An 18,329-nucleotide genomic window follows, 5' to 3' on the forward strand; every position below is an offset into this window, starting at 1 on the left:
ATAAAAAATGTACAATCCAGACTTCTTAAATCTTTTCTATTGTGCCTGAAATTTCATTTATGGATTTTATCTGTATTGGATCGTCCATTTTTTCGGATTGTACTGTGATTGAACCCAAGGAACTTCCCCCTTATAATGGACTTAAAACGATTAAAATTTCTGTGAGGAGGTATTTCTATGAGCGATTCCCATATGACGGGAGAAATTGCGGCTGCTGTGATCCAGGCTCTAAAAAGTGAACGAATGACTTTAAAAGACGCCTTAACCATAATAGAGAGAGGGGAAGAAATGGCCCGTAGCCTTGAGGTTTCCATGGTTTTTACCGTTGTGGATGACGGCGGGAACATGGTGGCTATGCACCGGATGGATGATTCCCTTCTTGCCAGTATCTCCGTTTCCCATTCAAAGGCTTATACTGCTGCCGCACTTCGCCTCCCTACCGAGGAGGCAGCCAAATCCATTCTTCCCGGACAGCCTCTTTACGGTCTCCAGCAGACCCACCCCGGAAAGTTCTGTATCTTTGGAGGAGGAGTCCCCTTAACATACAAGGGCCGTTTCCTCGGCGGGCTGGGTGTTTCCGGCGGAACGGTCGAGCAGGATATTGCCGTAGCCAGACACGCTGCCGGCGGCAGGGTATAACCAATACAAAAAACAAGCATGAGACAGTTTTTAACGACTGCTCATGCTTGTTTTTATATAGGAAGGAAAAATCCATTTCCAAATAGCACGTTTATCAAAAAGGTGAAGATAAAAATGGTACATGCAGGAGGGTCTACATGGGTATCACAATAACTGTTAAAGGTCTTTCCTGCAAAATCACCAAACAAAGCGGCCAGAATGCCAAACACACATCCCATAAGCGGATTCCCTGAGGTTACTGCCGCCAACGCAGAAATAAGGGCAATGTGATGGGTTGCCGGTACGGCAAAACCGGTCTGGGTAAAAATCAGGGAAAATGCCGCAATTCCAAAACAGAGAACCGGAAAGCTTCCTATAGCAGCCTGGGACACCCCGCCAGAGACCATGGCCTGGTATACAAAGCCGGCCCCAGTTCCGATTCCGGCCCCCAGCAGTACATTGCAGAACATTCCTTTTCCAGGGGTTATATATTCCCTTTTTACTCCCGATTCCGGTTTCCCGGTCAGGCCGCAGCTCCCAAAAGCAAAACGTACAATCAATGCAGAAATAATAACGGTAATTCCCGGAAGATCGGTGTTTAAACGAAGGACACTGCTCACAAAATAGTGAATCACAAATCCAAGCACCCCAAACCCTCCGCCTACCAGCAGAGTCAAAGGATCTGACAATCCGTACAAAGGCGATAAAATGTCCGCACCGCTTTTTAAAATCTTCTTTTTTCCTGCGTAAGCCGCTGCTGCTACGCCTCCTGCAAAAGCGATATGGGGACCGAGATAAGAACCAAACGCAACATAAGCGATGGTTGCATCCGCTCCTCCCGCCATGGCCGCTGCCGCCCCCGCAATTGCCATGACTCCTGTAAGAATAAACGCCGGCAGCGCTCCTATGTATGCCCCTATGATTCCTCCGCCAAACGCCCCGATTAAAGCAAAAACATCCATACCTTTTGCTCTCCTTATACTTTTTATTTTAAGCCTTTTTAAAACCCCTTTACAGGCTTACGTTCCTATCTGCCGGACCAGTTACCCCACAAGAGCAATGGTCTCTCTGGCAATGGCAAGTTCCTCGTTGGTAGGAATCACCAGAACCGCAACTTTAGAATCCGCGGTGGAGATTAACTGCTCGCTTCCTCTCTTTGCGTTCGCCTCATCATTTACATCAATTCCTAAAAATGCCAGCTGATGGCAGATCTTCTTCCTCATTTCTCCATCATTTTCCCCTACACCTGCGGTAAAAACAATGGCATCAATCCCGCCCATGGCCGCCGCATAAGCCCCAATATACTTTACGACCCGGTAGGTAAAGGTATCAAGGGCAGCCTGTGCTCTGTGGTTTCCTTCTGCTGCTGCCTTCATGATATCCCTGAAATCACTGGATACACCGGATATTCCAAGAACCCCCGATTTACGATTGAGCACATCAAGCATTTCATCAATGGTTAAGTTCTCTTTGTTCATAAGAAACTGCATGGCACCTGGGTCCACGTCTCCGCTTCTGGTTCCCATTAAGAGTCCTTCCAAAGGAGTAAATCCCATACTGGTATCAACGGACGCTCCGTTTTTTACTGCAGATATACTGGAACCGTTGCCCAGATGGCATACCACGATCTTCATGGCTTCATAGTCCCTGTTTAAGTATTCTGCCGCTCTTTTTGACACATAGCTGTGGCTGGTCCCGTGAAATCCATACTTCCGAACCTTATATTTCTCATAATATTCATACGGAAGGCCATAGAGATAAGAACTTTCCGGCATGGTCTGGTGGAATGCCGTATCAAATACTGCCACCATGGGTGTTTCCGGCATAAGCTCCATGCACGCCCGGATACCGGTCAGACTTGCCGGATTATGAAGGGGAGCCAATGCACAGCATTCTTCAATGGCCTTTAGCGTCTCCTCCGTAATGAGAGCGGAAGAAGTAAATATCTCTCCGCCATGAGCCACCCGGTGACCCACTGCCCCCACTTCCTTTAAACTTTTTATAATACCCGACGGTTCATCGGTGAGCAATTTCTGCATGATGATTACTGCTTCTTTGTGTGTGGGCATCGGCGCAAGAAGCACGCTCTTTTCTCCGCCCTTCTTCTGGTAAGTGACTTTGCTTTCCTCAATTCCGATCCTTTCGCAAAGTCCGATTGCCATCACTTCCTCTGATTCCGGGTTGATTAACTGGAATTTAAGGGAAGAGCTTCCGCAGTTTATTACCAATGTGTACATAATCGTTCCTCCTGCTTTGTTTATAGACCTGATTATACCTTTCAGACAGGAACATTATATCATCAGGGCCACTGGCTTCAGGTGTATTATACAGACAGGAAACCTGTAAAATACGTACCAATTTGTAAACGTAAAAAAAGCCTCCGGAAGGACCGGAGGCTTTTTATACCGCTTGTTATATGCACCTTAAAGGCTCTGGCAGGAGGCAGTTTGAATATTCAGACAGGACTTCACAAGGAATCCTGGTGTAAAAGAGGTGAACTGACGAAATTCGTTAATGAAGTGGGCCTCGTCATAATAGCCGTTATCATATACCGCATTCAGTATTTTATCCTTTTCATAAAAGCCTGTAAGCAAGGTGTTAAGGCTGTTCTGAAAGCGTATGATCCTGCAGAAGTTCTTCGGTGACAATCCCATCTCAGCGGTGAATTTTTTCCGAATGTACCGGTCTGAATAACCGGTGATATCCGACAATACCAAAAGGTTTAAATTCCCCTTTTGCTCCATTATCTTCCGGGTGCACACCATCATGACCGGCTGGGGCTGTTCCAGGGGCAGAAGCGGAGAAATCCTCTCCTGAAAAAAGGTTATCCGTTCCTCAAAGGAAGGCTTCTGAGCCAATTTAAGAAGAAGCTCCCCGTCTAGCTTCACGTAATTGCTTAAAGGCATGTTCTGATTGAGCAAGTCCTTCATGGTACAGGTCAGACCCTTCAAATTCTGATCCGGCATTAACCGAACCCCGAAATATTCTGTGTCCTCATCGAAAACATCTGATTTGTATTCTGTTAATTTGCCATAAATAAACAAGGCAGGATTGACAGGGTCACATTTCAGAATCAGATCCAGACAGCCATCGGGAAATACAGGCAGCCGCCCTGTCTCTCCGTTCTTAGGGGTCCTGAAATTAAAAAACAGTACCTCACTGCTCTCTTTGATTCCCCAGATATTCCGGCGTTCCTTGTAAGAATCACCTTCCAATAAAAACCGCGGCTGAATTGGAGCATAATACTCTGGCATCACGATCACCGCTTTCCATCAGGTATTGGGGGACCAGCCGGTGGCCGGTGTTTCCGGTAAGGTGCTTCCGCCGTCAAACACGATATGAGTGCCTGTAACATAACTGGATTCTTCGGAGGAAAGAAATGCGGCGACCTCTCCCGCCTCCTCTGGTGTCCCCAGCCGTTTCAGCGGAATTCCGGAGGCAATATTGTCCTTTATGCTCTGGGGATCCTCCGGGCAGGCTTCGGTACAGGATTTCTGCAGCATGGGGGTGTCCACCATTCCAGGAAGAATGGCATTAACGGTAATATTATGGGAGGCCAGATCCTGGGCAAGCGCTTTTGTAAAGCCCATGATGGCACCTTTGGAGGAAGCATAGGCCGTCATCCCCGGATCAACTGCCAATACCCCTGTCACCGATCCGAAGTTTACGATCTTCCCGTAGCCGGCATTCATCATATAGGGCACCGCAGCGCGGCAGGAATTCCAGGTTCCCTTAAAATTAACATCAAAGATCCGGTCCCGGAACTCATCGTCTGCTTCCCAGAACAGCTTTAAGTCTCCAACTCCTGCCACGTTGACCAGGATATCAATCTTCCCAAAACGTTCTGCTATTTCTGCATATGTATTTTTCAGTCCTGCCGCATCACGGACATCCACCTTGTAGCCCAAAGCGTTATAGCCTTCCTTTTGAAGCTCTTCGGCTGTATCAAAAACAGCTTCCGAAAAATCAATCAAAGCAATTTCGGCACCGTATCTGACAAAGGTCCTGGCAACACCCTTTCCCATGCCGGCTGCCGCGCCTGTAATAATTGCAGACTTATTATCTAATTTTCCCATCATAGAACTCCTTTCGTGAAATACCGGTTCGCCGGCTTTACTTCAAATCGTATTCTGTCTGGTTCAAAAGTGAGGCAAAAGACCCAACTGCAAAATTTGATACCTTGCCCGTCTCATATGTTTCATAACCGTAGAGCTTTCCGTAGGATCTCATTACATCAAGATCCTCCAAAACGATACCGAGTGTGGGAATGATTTTTTCGATCCAGATAAAGCAGTATAGATTCTCTGCCAGCTTATAGTAAAAGCATAAGTCCGTATCCGCAAGTCCCTCCTCGTTCCCCTGGATACAATGCCATGTGTAAAAATGCTTATTCAGATAAATATGTTCATATACACCGGTAGAGCTGTAATGGAACACCATCCGTTTGCCGACAAGTTCTGTGGTTTCCTCATGCTTTTTCGTGGAACTGCCAAAGGGTATTCCCACACTTGCATGTGTAACGGAAAGATTCACGGAGGAAAGGGGGAGGTCGCTTTTGGCCCGCTGGATCAACGGGATTTTCATTTCTTCTGCATTGGGAAGCACAGCCGTTATGATGGTGGCAATCTGCTGGGCGGCATCTAATATTACCGATACAGAGGTGGTGCATCCGTAAGAAACAACAAAATCTATAAAGTAAATATCTTTCCGGGGGGAATTGGCGCTGTATCCGCATATTACGCTGTACCGGCTGTCATCTGTCTCCGCCCTGGTATATTTAAGAGCCTGGCTGTCAATAAACTCCAGCTCCAGTATGCTGCCGTCTTCTAAAAAGAGCTTTAGAGATGTGTCTGCAAAGGTATCCACAAAAGGGATGATGTTGTCACTCATACCGATTGACAAATCACCTACCGAAATAAACTGCTCTGTTATTTTATTTTTCATGTTCATTCTCCCTATATTTTAAATTTTATACTGTTTTGTTCTTAGGTTTGTTCCTGTTATTCAGCCTCGCCGATCCACCGTTTCAGGCCCAGCCTTCCGATCCCTGCCGAATATCCCCCGTCGATCTGTATGTCCTCGCCAGTGATGAACTGGCAGTCGTCACAGGCCAGGAAATGAGCCAGGGCTGCCACCTCCTCTGGTTTGCACGGCCTTCCCAGAGGCCAGCAATAGTGCGCCATCTTTAACTCGTTTTCGCATCCTGGCAGATAGAGCATGGGAGTGTCAATGCTTCCGGGGCAGATCGCATTGACCCGGATATTCCGGTCAGCCAGCTCAAGGGCTACGGTTTTTGTAAGGCTGTTAATGGCACCTTTGGAAGCATTATAGGCAGAGTATCCGGGAAATGCCTGCACGCCTGCATTGGAGGAAATATTGATAATCGAGGAGCCGTTGGGCATATACTCCACAGCATATTTAATGCCGTTAAAATATCCAAAAAAATTGGTGTCAAACAGCTTTTTTGCCTTTTCTGTGTCAAGGTCCTGGATATCGGATTCGGGAAGGATCACAGCGGCATTATTCACTAAGATATCAATTCTTCCATAGCGGTCATAAGTATCCTTTAACAGACTCTGCACCTGACCTTCCACACTTACATCCGTCTTTATAAAGGTGGCATTGATGGCTTTCGCTGCCTCTTCTCCTTTGCCGTCACTGTTTCTGCCTGCCATTATGACCGTGGCTCCGGCTTCGGAAAATCTCTTGCAGACAGCAAATCCGACCCCTTGCTGCCCTCCGGTAACGACTGCAATTTTATTTTCTAATGAAAAAAACATAGCTTCACCTCATTCTGATTTTAAACTGACATCGGGTTGCAGGTACTTTTGATTGATCATACTTTGATTCATTGGAAGAGTATATCATGACACAGGAACAGGGGATTGTAAAAACCGGAAGCAGTCCGTGTTCCGTCTGAAAAAGCAAAGCCGCGCTTTTCTCCGGTCTTCATACTTCTTTTGTCAGCGTCACCGCCAGCTTCAGAGCCAGCGGCATAAAGACCAGCAATAAGACATATCCGATGAGAAGGGAAGGGGGATATGTACTTAACCAGGCCGGTATGAGAACGGGAGTAAACCCCACATTTATTAACGTACATAAAAAACCGATGCAGGTAACCATAATTGCGTCAAGCACCAGGGTACTCACCAAAGCATGACCGACCGTACCCTCTTTGCGTCCCAGCCGTTCTGCAATCTTATCCCCCCACATTTTAGCGGGAATTAAGTCCCCAATGGTGTAGCTTATGGCAAATGCAGGAATATAGGAGATAATAAAGGTCAGAAACGTAAGAGAGCCGTTGTGATATAAAATATAGCTGTTGAGTCCAAGACAAAGAATAAATCCAATAAATGAATTGATAATGGTTCCGAAACGGGCTTTACTGATCATAATCCTCACCTCTCAAAGTTCAATTTGTGAATTTCTGCAATAAACAACCTTTCCGCCTGCCATGGTCATCTCCACGCCCACGCTGCTGATTTCTTCCGGGTCGACCTGAAAAATATCCTGATCAAGAACCTGAAAATCAGCCACCTTTCCGATTTCGATGGAACCGCGGACCTGCTCGCAATTTTCCTGATATGCACCGTTGCAGGTAAACAACCGGATGCCCTCCTCCACGGAGATGGCAAGCTCCGGGGAATAGACCCTGCCAGTGATTGCAGAGCGTCTGGTAACGGCAGACTGCAAAGCCTTCCGCCAGTTGCAGTACTCGCCGTTCAGCGAATCAGAGCCGCCAGCCAGCACGACACCGTACTGTAAAAACTCTCTCAGCCCGAACATCCTGCTTGCCCTCGGCCCCACGCAATCCAGGGACGGTTCAAAGAGGTAATCCGCAAGCCCGGGCTGAACAGAAAATGGAATCTTGTATCTGGCCGCCTTTTGGGCCATCTCATTTGTTGCAAAAGAGTCTGCGTGAATCACATAATGCCTTAAATTACGGGACGGACACGCCTGCTTTGCCTTGATGTAGCCGTCAATTACAGCCTTGACAGAACGATCCCCGATGGCATGAGCGGCTACCTGATAGCCTCTCTGATGGGCAAGCATGATCATCTTATGAAGTTCCTCTTCCTGTTCCTCATCCGTATCCCCAGGGAACATGGACCGGCCATGGTATCCGGGCTGATCGTAATAATCCTCCATCATCCAGGCCGTATGGCCCAGGTGAACCCCATCACAGAAAATCTTAAGCATGGAAATTTTAAGCCAGTTAGGGTCCATATCCTTTGGCAGCTTCATGGTATCAAGATCATGAAGCATACTCTCGTAAGACTGTATCCCCTGACAACCCGTATATACCCCAATGGACACGCGGGCGGTCAGCAGACCTTCGTCATAAAGCTGCTTATAGATATGAATGTTTCTTTCTCCGGATGCACCGGAGTCCCGTTCATTTCCCCCAGGTCCCAGAGTGCTTTCTGTGTAGCTTGTATAGCCCTGCTCATTGAGTATTCTCTGATATTCCAGAATAAAGCTCCTAAGTTCCTCATCGGTCCAGAGGGGAACATGCTGGGAGATCAAATTGATGGCACTGCTTTCCAAAAATACTCCGGTAGGTACCCCGTGTTCATCCCGTTCGATGACACCGGATTCGGGATCTTTAGTGGTTGGCTGAATGCCGCAGATTTCAAGTGCCCTGGTATTTACCAAAACTCCATGTCCGCTCCAGAGGACAAGAATGACCGGATGGTCCGGCGTTACCGCATCCAGATCCCGCCGGCTCAAACCTCTGCCCGGATGATTGCGGCATTCCTCAATATTGTCGGAGTTTATTCCGTTGCCCCGGATCCATTTGCCCGGGGGAAGCTCCCTGGCCTTTTCAGCTAACATTGCCTGTAAGTCACCGATTGTCTTTACTTTGGGAAAGCTGCAGTCACAGCAAAGATGATTTGCACCGAAAACAACACCGTGGGAATGTGCGTCATGGGCGCCGGGCAGTATTACCTTGCCCTTCAGATCCATGATCCGGGTCCCGGAGCCAATATACGGTTTTATATCGGAGTTCTCTCCCACATCAATGATCCAGCCATCCTTGACTGCAATTGCCTTTTTGAAACTGAAATCCTTGTCTGCCGTCACTACTTTTCCGTTGATAAATACGCTGTCTGCCTTTTCCATACGATTCGTTTCATCCTTTCCGTTTTGATGGCATTATCCGCCAGAATAAGCACATGCACCAATCCTTTCCAATATTCTATAGTGGCCGTCGGAATAAAAGAAGCAAAAAAAGGAGCCTTCTCTTTACAGAGAAAAGCTCCCTTGCCTTCTTTTATTGTTAAATTAATTTACCGCCGGCAGCAGGTTCGGATTGAAATCCTGTGATCCTGCATCTCCTAATGGCAATATCATAGAACTGTTTTCTAAAAAAGGATTGTAAAATTCGGAACAAAAACAGAACAGCACAGATCTATTTCTTTTAAACTACCTTATTAATAATCGACCCGATCCCTTCGATCTTACATTCCACTTCATCTCCGGCCTGCAAAAACCTAGGAGGTTCAAATCCCATTCCAACACCCTTCGGGGTACCGGTGGAGATAATGGTCCCTGCACGAAGAGTCATTCCCTTTGACAATTCACTGATGATCTGGTCAATGTTAAAGATCATAAGCTTTGTATTGCTGTCTTGTCTTAACTCTCCATTCACCTTAGACTGAATGGCAAGCTCCGGCGGATAGGATAAGGAGGCTGCCGTCAAAATACAGGGTCCCATGGGGGTAAACCCGTCCAGGCTTTTTCCGAAATACCACTGTTTGTGTTTGTTCTGTACGTTGCGGGCGCTCACATCATTGATGATGGTGTAGCCAAAGATATAGTCCCTGGCCTGATCTGCGGGCACATCCTTTGCATCTTTTCCAATGATGATGGCCAGCTCCACCTCATAATCCAGGCTGTCCACCATGTCGCTGTGGCTTTGTATCTCTCCGTAAGGGCCTACCGCTTCGTTCACCCGTTTGGAAAAATAGACCGCATTTGCACGCTTTCCGTCAAATTCTTCTTTTTTGAACCGTGCGGATTCTTCGGCATGTTCCATGTAATTGATCCCCAGACAGATAATATCCTGTTCCGGCCGAGAGATAGGAGCCAGAAGCTTCACTTCCTTCATCATAGCAGCTCCCACGATGTTATTGTTGTAGGGGTCAAGTCCGGAAGAATGTTCCAGTAAATCGAGTTCTGACTGGCTAAGTCCTTTCACGACCTCCAGCATCTCCTTGTACTCCATACCAAAAGCCCTGAGGGGAAAGACCCACTTCTCATCCTTGCTCACGACTCCGATATCTCTTCTCCGGTCAACCTCGTATGTAACTAATTTCATAGCATCCTCCTTTTACATGAACCATAACTCTTCCTTGGTGGTGGAAATTGCATCTGCGCCTGCCGAAAAGGCCGCCATGATATCCTTTTTGTCCGATATCAGTCCGCCTGCTATAATGGGAATATCCGTGTAGCTGCGAATCTCTTTTAATACCTTTGGCATCACCCCAGGCATGACCTCTACCAGGTCCGGATGATAGGTATCCATTTGTTTTTTCATCGTACTCATGGCCAGGGAATCAATGATAAAAGTCCTTTGTATTCCGATAAATCCCAGCTCCACCGCCCGTTTTACCAGAAGGGGCTTTGTACTGATGATTCCATCCGCACACGTATTCTGCTTTAAGAAATCCACAACGATCTCCTTGGAGCTCAAGCCATGTGCCAGATCTGCGTGTACGATTGCATATTTCCCATGTTCTTTTATCTGACGTACGATACTGCCGATGTTTAAAATATTCCCATAAAGAATAAATACCACCTGGCACTCTGATTCAAAGCATCTATGAAGTCCATTCTCGTCCTTAACGGCTGCTATCACCGGAGATGCCTCCAACAGTTCCATCGCTTTCATCAATCTTCCTCCACACCTGCAAAAATATGGATCTTGTTCTACTTTATCAATCCTTTTCCCCACCGTCAAGGTAATTTTACCCATTGACGGTTTTCTTTGCATAGGAAAGCACTTGACCGCTCTTTTCCTAGTATAGCATTCTGCACAGGAAAATGCCATACGCCCCTAGCTCTTTTATGTAAAACAGCCCCGCAGGATTGGGAAGGCAAGAGAGTAATTCCTCTCATATTCCGGTTTCCGCGGGACTTTTTTTGTTGTTTTTAGGATACTTTTCCTACATTTCTGGTGGCAACAATGGGAACGCCGGTCCCGGCACAATCTTTAAGGATCACGTCCCCAATAGAAACGGGAGCATTTACGGTGATGTTCCTAATCTCCTTCATACAGGCAAAAATTTTGTCTTTTGGAATATCCTGACCGGTTTTTACGGAGACCCTTTTTAACACTCCGCCGATGACAGGGACGGAAGACGTCACCATTCTGGTGGGACTTAGAACTTCTTTTCTGCCATATTCCATTCCTCGGTTACAGGAATTACCGGTCACGCTGATTGTTTCTTCCCCTATGGTGACGGTTAAGGAACACCCAAGAGGACAGCAGATACAAGTCAATTCTCTCACTTCCATCTCATTCCACCTCCGTACAGACAACGATCTTTTGAAGCGCAGGGTGTTTTTTGAAACTGTCTCTGTTTAATACCACCTGTTCCATCTTGCCGGGGGCCAGCACCCGTTTCTTTTTATGGAGAACTCTGGTTCCATCATAGTAAACACTGATATACCGGTCCTTATAAACATCTGCTACCCGAAAACGCACCGTGACCTGGTCTTTTCTGGTTTCTATATCAAGCTTCTGGGGCACCGTATAGCGGACTCCGTTTCCGGTCTCAATGTCTGCCGCCCTGGACCCTTTCTTCTCCTTTGCATTTATATAGGAAGCCGCACTGGTTCCTGCCAGCGAGGCTTCCTCTGATACATAATCCACCAGATCGTGGACATGAAGCACATTGCCGCAGGCAAAAATTCCATCCTGGCAGGTTTCCAGCCGGTCATCCACCACAGGCCCCCCGGTCACCGGACTGATGCGGACTCCCGCGCCCTTTGACAGCTCATTCTCCGGAACCAGGCCAACGGATAAGAGGAGGGTATCGCAGCGGATAAATTCCTCCGTCCCCTTGATGGGCACCCGGTTTTCATCCACCTTTGCTAACGTCACTCCTCTCACCCGTTCCTTTCCTTCGATATCCACCACCGTGTGGCTTAGCTTTAATGGGATATTATAATCATCAAGACACTGGACTATATTTCTCTTTAAGCCGCCGGAATAAGGCATCAGCTCCGCCACCACCTTCACCGCGGCACCTTCTAACGTCATACGCCTTGCCATAATCAGGCCAATATCCCCGGAGCCAAGAATCACCACTTCTCTGCCCACTTTTTTTCCTTCTATATTTATGAACCGCTGGGCCGTTCCTGCGGAGTAGATTCCGGCGGGGCGGTATCCGGGGATATTTAAGGCACCTCGCGGGCGTTCCCGGCAGCCCATGGCAAGTATGATGGCTCGTGCCTTTATGACGGATAAACCATGTTCCCGGTTTACCATGGTGATCTCCTTTTCCGGACTGATATCTAGGACCATGGTATCCAGCAGAAAGGGGATGTTCTCCTTTTTCACCATTTCAATATAACGGGCCGCATATTCGGGGCCGGTCAGTTCTTCCTGAAACGTGTGAAGACCAAAGCCGTTGTGGATGCACTGATTTAAGATTCCCCCAAGAAAGGAATCCCGCTCCAAAATAAGAAGATCTGTTACTCCTGCGTTTCTCGCAGCCACGGCCGCAGCCAATCCTGCAGGACCTCCCCCTATAATTACAATATCATGCTCTGTCATGTGCTGTCCCTCCCTCTTCTTTGTCCAACAGATTGGAACCGGGTCTGTTTTTACAGATTTCCTCCATGGTCCTTCCTGTTTCTCTTGCCAGTATTTCCATGGTCTTTGGCATACAGAACCCGGCCTGGCAGCGGCCCATGCCCGCACGCACCCGGCGCTTGATCCCGTCAAGGGAAACCGCACCCAGGGTCCGGTTTACGCAATCCACGATCTCTCCTTCGCTGACTTCCTCACAGCGGCAAATGATGGTTCCGTACCTGGGATCGTTTTTAATCAGCCTGGCCCGTTCTTCAAAGGTCAGCTTTCTGGGATCTGTAATGCCTTTTCTGGTTTCCTTAAAATCTTCTTTTTTTCCGGCTCCGGCTTTCCTTGCAACCAGCTCTGCCAGATATTTCCCGATTGCCGGAGCACTGGTCAGACCAGGGGATTCGATGCCTGCCGCATCAAAGAAGCCCGGAGCGTCAAAAACCTCTCCAATGATAAAATCTCCTCCCACCTCATGGGCGCGGAGACCGGAAAAGGATGTGATGACCTGACGGAATGGAATGTCCTTCACTCCCCAGGAGGCTTTTTCCATAATATCCTTCCCCTCTTTTGCTGTGGTTTTCACATCCTCTTTCTCTTCCACGTCCGAAGCCGTAGGACCTGCAAGGAGGTTTCCATGGACCGTAGGGGTGACCAGGACCCCCTTTCCCATCTTTCCTGGCAGCTGGAACATGGTATGGGACACATGATTACCGGCTTCTTTATCAAGAAGCAGATAATCTCCTTTTCTCGGAATAATGGTAAGCTTTTTATCACTGACCAGGTTGTGGAACCGGTCCGCATACACGCCTGCCGCATTGATGACGTATGCAGTATGGAGCACACCTTTTGACGTTATTAAATCATAACCGCCAGACGTTTTTTCAATTTCCTTTACTTCAGTATGGAAGAAAAACTCCACACCGTTGTCGCAGGCATTTTCCGCCAGTGCAATGGTAAGGCCAAAGGGACAGACAATTCCTCCGGTGGGCGCATAAAGGGCTGCCACTGTCCGCTCTGATGCATTGGGCTCCATTCTGCGCACCTGGTCACCGGATAGAATGGCCAATCCAGACACACCGTTTTTTACTCCCTTTTCATAGAGTGCGTGCAGCGCCGGAACGTCTTCTTCCGATAAGCACAAAACCAGAGATCCGTTTCTTTGAAAGGGAAAATCCAGCTTCTTTGAAAGTTCCTCCATCATCAGACTGCCTTCTAAGTTAAATTTCGCTTTTAAGGACCCGAAAGATGCGTCGTAGCCCGCATGGACAATGGCGCTGTTGGCCTTTGATGTGCCGGAGCATACGTCTTCCTCCCGCTCCGCCAGACAGACCTTTAACTCATAACGGGCCAGCTCTCTTGCAATCGCACAGCCAATGACTCCGCCGCCGATGATTGCAGCATCGTAATACATTTCCTTCATGTTCTCCTCCTTCATCAACGCCATGAATACTCCTTGTTAAAACATATAAAAAAAGAGCAAGGAAAATAAACGGATTGCTCCGTATTATCATCCTTACTCTTTATTCTCAAAGGTTCGTTATTCAATTAAGCTCATGCTAACACAGATACAACCCTGGTGTCAAGCGTTTCTAACCTTCATCCTCCGACCAGCAAAGGGCACATTTTACCGCCCTCTTCCAGCCTTTGATCAGGCTCTTGCGTCTTTCTTCCTCCATCTGACTGTCAAACTCCCTGGACACCTTCCAGTTCTTTCTGATTTCCTCCCGGTCCTTCCAGTACCCTACCGCAAGTCCGGCCAGATAGGCAGCACCCAGAGCCGTGGTCTCAATGCACTCCGGCCTTACGATCCGGGTATTCAACAGATCCGCCTGAAACTGCATCAGGAAGTTATTGGCACAGGCCCCGCCGTCAACCCGCAGCTGCTTCAAATGAATGTCAGAATCCTGTTCCATGGCCTCGATCAGATCGGAGACCTGATAGGCCATGGATTCAATGGCGGCACGAATGAACTGTTCCTTGCTGGTCCCTCTTGTGACCCCTACAATGGTCCCTCTGGCATACGGGTCCCAGTAAGGGGCTCCAAGCCCTGCAAAAGCGGGAACAATGTAGACACCCCCCGTATCCTCCACTGCCTTGCAGTATTCCTCGGTCTGAGGCGCGGAGCGTACCATACGCATCTCATCCCGCAGCCACTGAACGGCAGCACCCGCCACAAAAACACTTCCTTCTAAAGCATACTGGATCTGTTCCTCATCGCTGGCGGCAATGGTCGTCAAAAGTCCATGCTGGGACCGGACTGCCTTGTTTCCCGTGTTCATAAGAAGGAAACAGCCGGTTCCATATGTATTTTTCACCTCCCCGGCATCAAAACAGCACTGGCCGAACAAAGCCGCCTGCTGGTCTCCTGCGGCTCCGGCAATGGGAATCTTTCCCCCCATAACGTCGGAGGAGGTATAGCCGTAAATACAGCTGGAGGGTTTTACAACCGGCAGCATGGATTTTGGGATACGGAAATAATTTAAAATGTCCTCATCCCAGCATTTCTTATGGATATCAAAAAGCATGGTCCTGGACGCATTGGTATAATCCGTCACATGGATACAGCCCTTTGTCAAATTCCAGATCAGCCAGGTATCCACCGTTCCGAACAAAAGCTCCCCCCGCTCTGCCCGTTGTCTGGCACCTTCCACATGATCCAGAACCCATTCGATCTTGCTTCCGGAAAAGTAAGCATCCGGAATCAGTCCTGTCCGTTCCACTATGAGATTCTCAAGGCCCTCGCTTTTTAAGTCTTCGATCCGGTCCGCCGTCCGTCTGCACTGCCAGACAATGGCGTTATAAACCGGTTCTCCCGTTTCCTTATCCCAAATGATGGTGGTCTCTCTCTGGTTGGTGATTCCGATGGCTGCAATGTCGCTGTTATGGACCCCGATCTTTCCCATGGCCTCCATGGTCACGGAAAGCTGTGAGGACCAGATTTCCATGGGATCATGCTCCACCCAGCCTGGTTTTGGAAAAATCTGTGTAAACTCCTTTTGTGCTACACTGCAGATGGTTCCCTGCTCGTCAAACAGGATGCATCTGGAACTTGTGGTGCCCTGATCCAGGGCAATGACGTAACTTCCCATAATTCCTTCCCCTTCCAATATTTGCCTTCGTCTGCTGCCTGTTAAAATTTTCCCAAGCAGCAAAGAAAGAGCCTCGGAAATGAACGGTCCCCCCGCATTCATCACCTGGCTCTCTCATCTCTTAGGCTTTTGCTTTAATATAGTTCATAGTATCATGGCCGGTATACCATGTCAAGTTTCAAGCATGTTTTTTCTCAATAAAGGCTTTCCCTGATGGTCTTGATTGCCTGGATCACAAGGGTGGGGATAAAGGCAAAAATAAATATGGTTACAAACTGTCTTCCGCTTAAATCTGCCACATAAAAAAAGGTATGGAGCCCCGGAATAAACAGCACCGCTGCAAGCAGGATGGTGCCTGCTTCAAAGGCCATGATGCTCCACAGATTGCTTTTTAAGCCGATCTTCAAGATGGAATGGCTGCTTCTGCAGTTAAAGCCGTGAAACAGCCTGGCAAGGGTCAGCGTGGAGAATGCCATGGTGCTGGCGGCGGCTTCGCTTCCCGTCACCAGACCTGTGGCATAGGCACTCATGGTGCAGACCGCAATTAAGGCTCCCTGAAAGAGAAGCTGAAAAACAAACCGTTTCGTTAAGATGCCCTCTTTGGGATTTCTTGGCTTTTGGGCCAGCAAATCTGCCTCCGCCTTTTCCATACCAATGGCTATGGCAGGAAGAGAATCGGTCAAAAGGTTGATAAACAGCAGATGGACCGGAGCAAATGGAACGGGCAGACCCTTTAAGGAAGTATACAGCACGCACAAAATTCCTGCCATGTTGCCGGATAAAAGAAACTTGATGGCATTTCTTATGTTCCGGTACACATTCCGTCCGTTGGCTACGGCCTTGATAATGGTTGCAAAGTTGTCATCGGTCAGGATCATGGCGGAAGCATCCTTGGACACCTCGGTGCCCATTTTCCCCATGGCAACGCCGATATCGGCCTGCTTTAAGGCGGGAGCATCGTTGACCCCGTCTCCCGTCATCGCCACAATATGGCCTTTTTTCTGCCAGGAGCGGACGATCCGGATCTTATGCTCCGGTGAAACCCGGGCGTAAACACTGATTTTTTCCAGTTTGCGGTTCAATTCCTCTTCGGACATATCGTCAAGCTCCGGCCCGCTGACCGCCAAATCTCCTTCTCCCAAAATGCCGATTTTTTCCGCAATGGCAGAAGCGGTAACCTTATGGTCCCCTGTAATCATCACCGGCCGGATGCCGGCGCGGCGGGCGTTCATCACCGCAGTTTTCGTCTCGGGACGGGGCGGGTCCATCATGGCTGCCAGCCCTAACAAGATATAGCCGTCTTCTGACTGCTCTGCCAGTACCTCATCATCCTTTACTTCCCGGCAGACAAAGGTCAGGACCCGCAGTCCCTGCGCGGAAAAGTCTAAGTTCTGTTCCATCAGGGCCTGGCGGTCCCCCTCTCTTATGGGACGGACGCCCTCACTGGTCCAGATATGGGTGATCCGGGGCAAAAGCACATCCTGGGCGCCTTTGGTAAAAAGAATGTTTTTCCCTTCGATCCGGTGAAGAGTACTCATCAGCTTTCTTTGGGAATCAAAGGGGATCTCCCCCAACCTGGGATAATGGGATTTGATGACTTCTTCCTCCGCACCGGCACGCTCTGCCATCTGCAAAAGAGCGGCCTCCGTGGGGTCTCCCAAAAGCTTTCCTTCCCGGTAGGTGGAATCATTATTTAGTACGGCATCGTAGAGCAGATATTTATGTACGGGAAGCTCCGGATTCAAAAGCTCCGGCGGATACAGGCGGTTGTTGACAAAGACCTGCTGGACGGTCATCCGGTTCTGGGTCAGGGTCCCTGTTTTATCCGAACAGATGACCGACACACAGCCAAGGCTTTCCACCGCCTTTAAATCCTTTATGATGGCATTTTCCCTTGCCATCTTCTGGGTCCCCATGGCCTGGACAATGGTGACAATGGAACTTAGGGCCTCTGGAATGGCAGCCACCGCCAGGGCGACCGCAAACATCAGGGAATCCAAAACCGGCATCCGCCGGTAAATACTCAGTCCAAACACCAGGAGACAGACCAGTAAAATGGCGGCGGCCAGCCTGCTTCCAAACTGATCCAGGCTTACCTGAAGAGGAGTCTTTTTCTCTCCGGTGTCATTCATCAAAGAAGCAATGCGGCCGATTTCTGTATTCATGCCAATGCCTGTGACCAGCACGATCGCCCGGCCGGCCGCCACCAGAGAACCGGAAAACACCATGTTGGACTGCTCGGCAAGAGGAACTTTTTCCTCCCGGAGCTTTCCCGTCCGCTTTTCCACATTGACAGACTCCCCGGTAAGAGAGCTTTCATTGACCAGAAGGGAATAATTTTCCAGAATCCTTCCGTCCGCCGCCACCATATCCCCTGCCTCCAGCAAAAGAATATCCCCCGGCACCACCTCTGCCGATAAAATCTCCTGGACCTTCCCTTCCCTCAAGACCGTTGCAACCGGTGCCGACAGGGCCATTAAACTGTCTAAGGATTTTTCTGCCTTCTGGTTTTCCACCGTTCCCAAAATCGCATTGAGCAAAAGTACGGCAAAGATTACTCCTGTGCTTTCTACATCACCGGATATCATGGAGATAACCGCTGCAATTATCAGGATAATAACAAGCAAATCTTTAAACTGATCCAGAAATACCTGGAACGCACTTTTCCGTTCCGCCTTTATAAGGGTGTTCTGGCCATACTGTTCTCTGCGCTTTATTACTTCCGCGCAGTCCAGCCCGGATCTGCTTGCCTGAAGCTGAGAGAGGGCTTCATCCTCTGATAAACGAAACCATTCTTCCATTCATGACGC

General features: G+C 48.6%; 16 protein-coding genes. 1 reads left to right on the top strand and 15 read right to left on the bottom strand.

The features are described 5' to 3' along the window. Positions 1-177: 177 nt before the first annotated feature. A complete protein-coding gene (locus tag VIG27_RS16930; RefSeq protein WP_394523834.1) occupies positions 178-639 on the top strand; it encodes a GlcG/HbpS family heme-binding protein in 462 nt (153 codons plus the stop codon). A 53-nt stretch (positions 640-692) separates the two neighbouring features. Here VIG27_RS16930 and VIG27_RS16935 read toward each other — a convergent pair whose 3' ends face one another. From VIG27_RS16935 to VIG27_RS17005, 15 genes are all read right to left on the bottom strand, one after another. Continuing rightward, positions 693-1,580, bottom strand: coding sequence for a hypothetical protein (locus VIG27_RS16935; RefSeq protein WP_394523836.1), 888 nt, complete (start codon positions 1,578-1,580; stop codon positions 693-695). An 81-nt stretch (positions 1,581-1,661) separates the two neighbouring features. Next, positions 1,662-2,855, bottom strand: coding sequence for an acetate/propionate family kinase (locus VIG27_RS16940; RefSeq protein ID WP_394523838.1), 1,194 nt, complete (start codon positions 2,853-2,855; stop codon positions 1,662-1,664). Between the two features lie 186 nt (positions 2,856-3,041). Continuing rightward, positions 3,042-3,872, bottom strand: coding sequence for a helix-turn-helix domain-containing protein (locus VIG27_RS16945; RefSeq protein ID WP_394523839.1), 831 nt, complete (start codon positions 3,870-3,872; stop codon positions 3,042-3,044). A gap of 18 nt (positions 3,873-3,890) precedes the next feature. Continuing rightward, on the bottom strand, positions 3,891-4,697 hold the full coding sequence (locus tag VIG27_RS16950; protein ID WP_394523840.1) for a glucose 1-dehydrogenase: 807 nt from the start codon (positions 4,695-4,697) through the stop codon (positions 3,891-3,893). A 34-nt stretch (positions 4,698-4,731) separates the two neighbouring features. Then, complete coding sequence (locus tag VIG27_RS16955) at positions 4,732-5,562, bottom strand: MoaF C-terminal domain-containing protein (protein ID WP_394523841.1); 831 nt, start codon at positions 5,560-5,562, stop codon at positions 4,732-4,734. A 56-nt stretch (positions 5,563-5,618) separates the two neighbouring features. Next, the gene (locus VIG27_RS16960; protein ID WP_394523842.1) at positions 5,619-6,398 is read right to left on the bottom strand and encodes an SDR family NAD(P)-dependent oxidoreductase; all 780 of its coding nucleotides are present in this window, start codon (positions 6,396-6,398) and stop codon (positions 5,619-5,621) included. A gap of 169 nt (positions 6,399-6,567) precedes the next feature. Further along, complete coding sequence (locus VIG27_RS16965) at positions 6,568-7,011, bottom strand: DUF2798 domain-containing protein (protein ID WP_394523844.1); 444 nt, start codon at positions 7,009-7,011, stop codon at positions 6,568-6,570. A gap of 12 nt (positions 7,012-7,023) precedes the next feature. Then, complete coding sequence (locus VIG27_RS16970) at positions 7,024-8,742, bottom strand: amidohydrolase (protein WP_394523847.1); 1,719 nt, start codon at positions 8,740-8,742, stop codon at positions 7,024-7,026. 298 nt (positions 8,743-9,040) lie between these two features. Continuing rightward, positions 9,041-9,940 (bottom strand): fumarylacetoacetate hydrolase family protein, encoded by a 900-nt coding sequence (locus tag VIG27_RS16975; protein ID WP_394523848.1) that lies wholly within the window; start codon positions 9,938-9,940, stop codon positions 9,041-9,043. A 12-nt stretch (positions 9,941-9,952) separates the two neighbouring features. Beyond that, complete coding sequence (locus VIG27_RS16980; protein ID WP_394523849.1) at positions 9,953-10,513, bottom strand: glycerol-3-phosphate responsive antiterminator; 561 nt, start codon at positions 10,511-10,513, stop codon at positions 9,953-9,955. Between the two features lie 260 nt (positions 10,514-10,773). After that, positions 10,774-11,139, bottom strand: a complete 366-nt coding sequence (locus VIG27_RS16985) for a DUF1667 domain-containing protein (RefSeq protein WP_394523851.1) — start codon at positions 11,137-11,139, stop codon at positions 10,774-10,776. 1 nt (position 11,140) lies between these two features. Further along, a complete protein-coding gene (locus tag VIG27_RS16990; RefSeq protein WP_394523853.1) occupies positions 11,141-12,403 on the bottom strand; it encodes an NAD(P)/FAD-dependent oxidoreductase in 1,263 nt (420 codons plus the stop codon). Continuing rightward, positions 12,390-13,850, bottom strand: coding sequence for an NAD(P)/FAD-dependent oxidoreductase (locus VIG27_RS16995; RefSeq protein WP_394523854.1), 1,461 nt, complete (start codon positions 13,848-13,850; stop codon positions 12,390-12,392). The genes VIG27_RS16990 and VIG27_RS16995 overlap by 14 nt, the downstream gene beginning before the upstream one ends. Before the next feature lie 169 nt (positions 13,851-14,019). Continuing rightward, positions 14,020-15,519 (bottom strand): glycerol kinase GlpK, encoded by a 1,500-nt coding sequence (glpK, locus tag VIG27_RS17000; RefSeq protein WP_394523856.1) that lies wholly within the window; start codon positions 15,517-15,519, stop codon positions 14,020-14,022. A 194-nt stretch (positions 15,520-15,713) separates the two neighbouring features. Next, complete coding sequence (locus VIG27_RS17005) at positions 15,714-18,320, bottom strand: cation-translocating P-type ATPase (protein ID WP_394523858.1); 2,607 nt, start codon at positions 18,318-18,320, stop codon at positions 15,714-15,716. Positions 18,321-18,329: the final 9 nt, after the last annotated feature.

It is taken from the genome of Lacrimispora sinapis (assembly GCF_043633585.1).
In the GTDB taxonomy this organism is placed as follows: Bacteria; Bacillota; Clostridia; order Lachnospirales; family Lachnospiraceae; genus Lacrimispora; species Lacrimispora sinapis.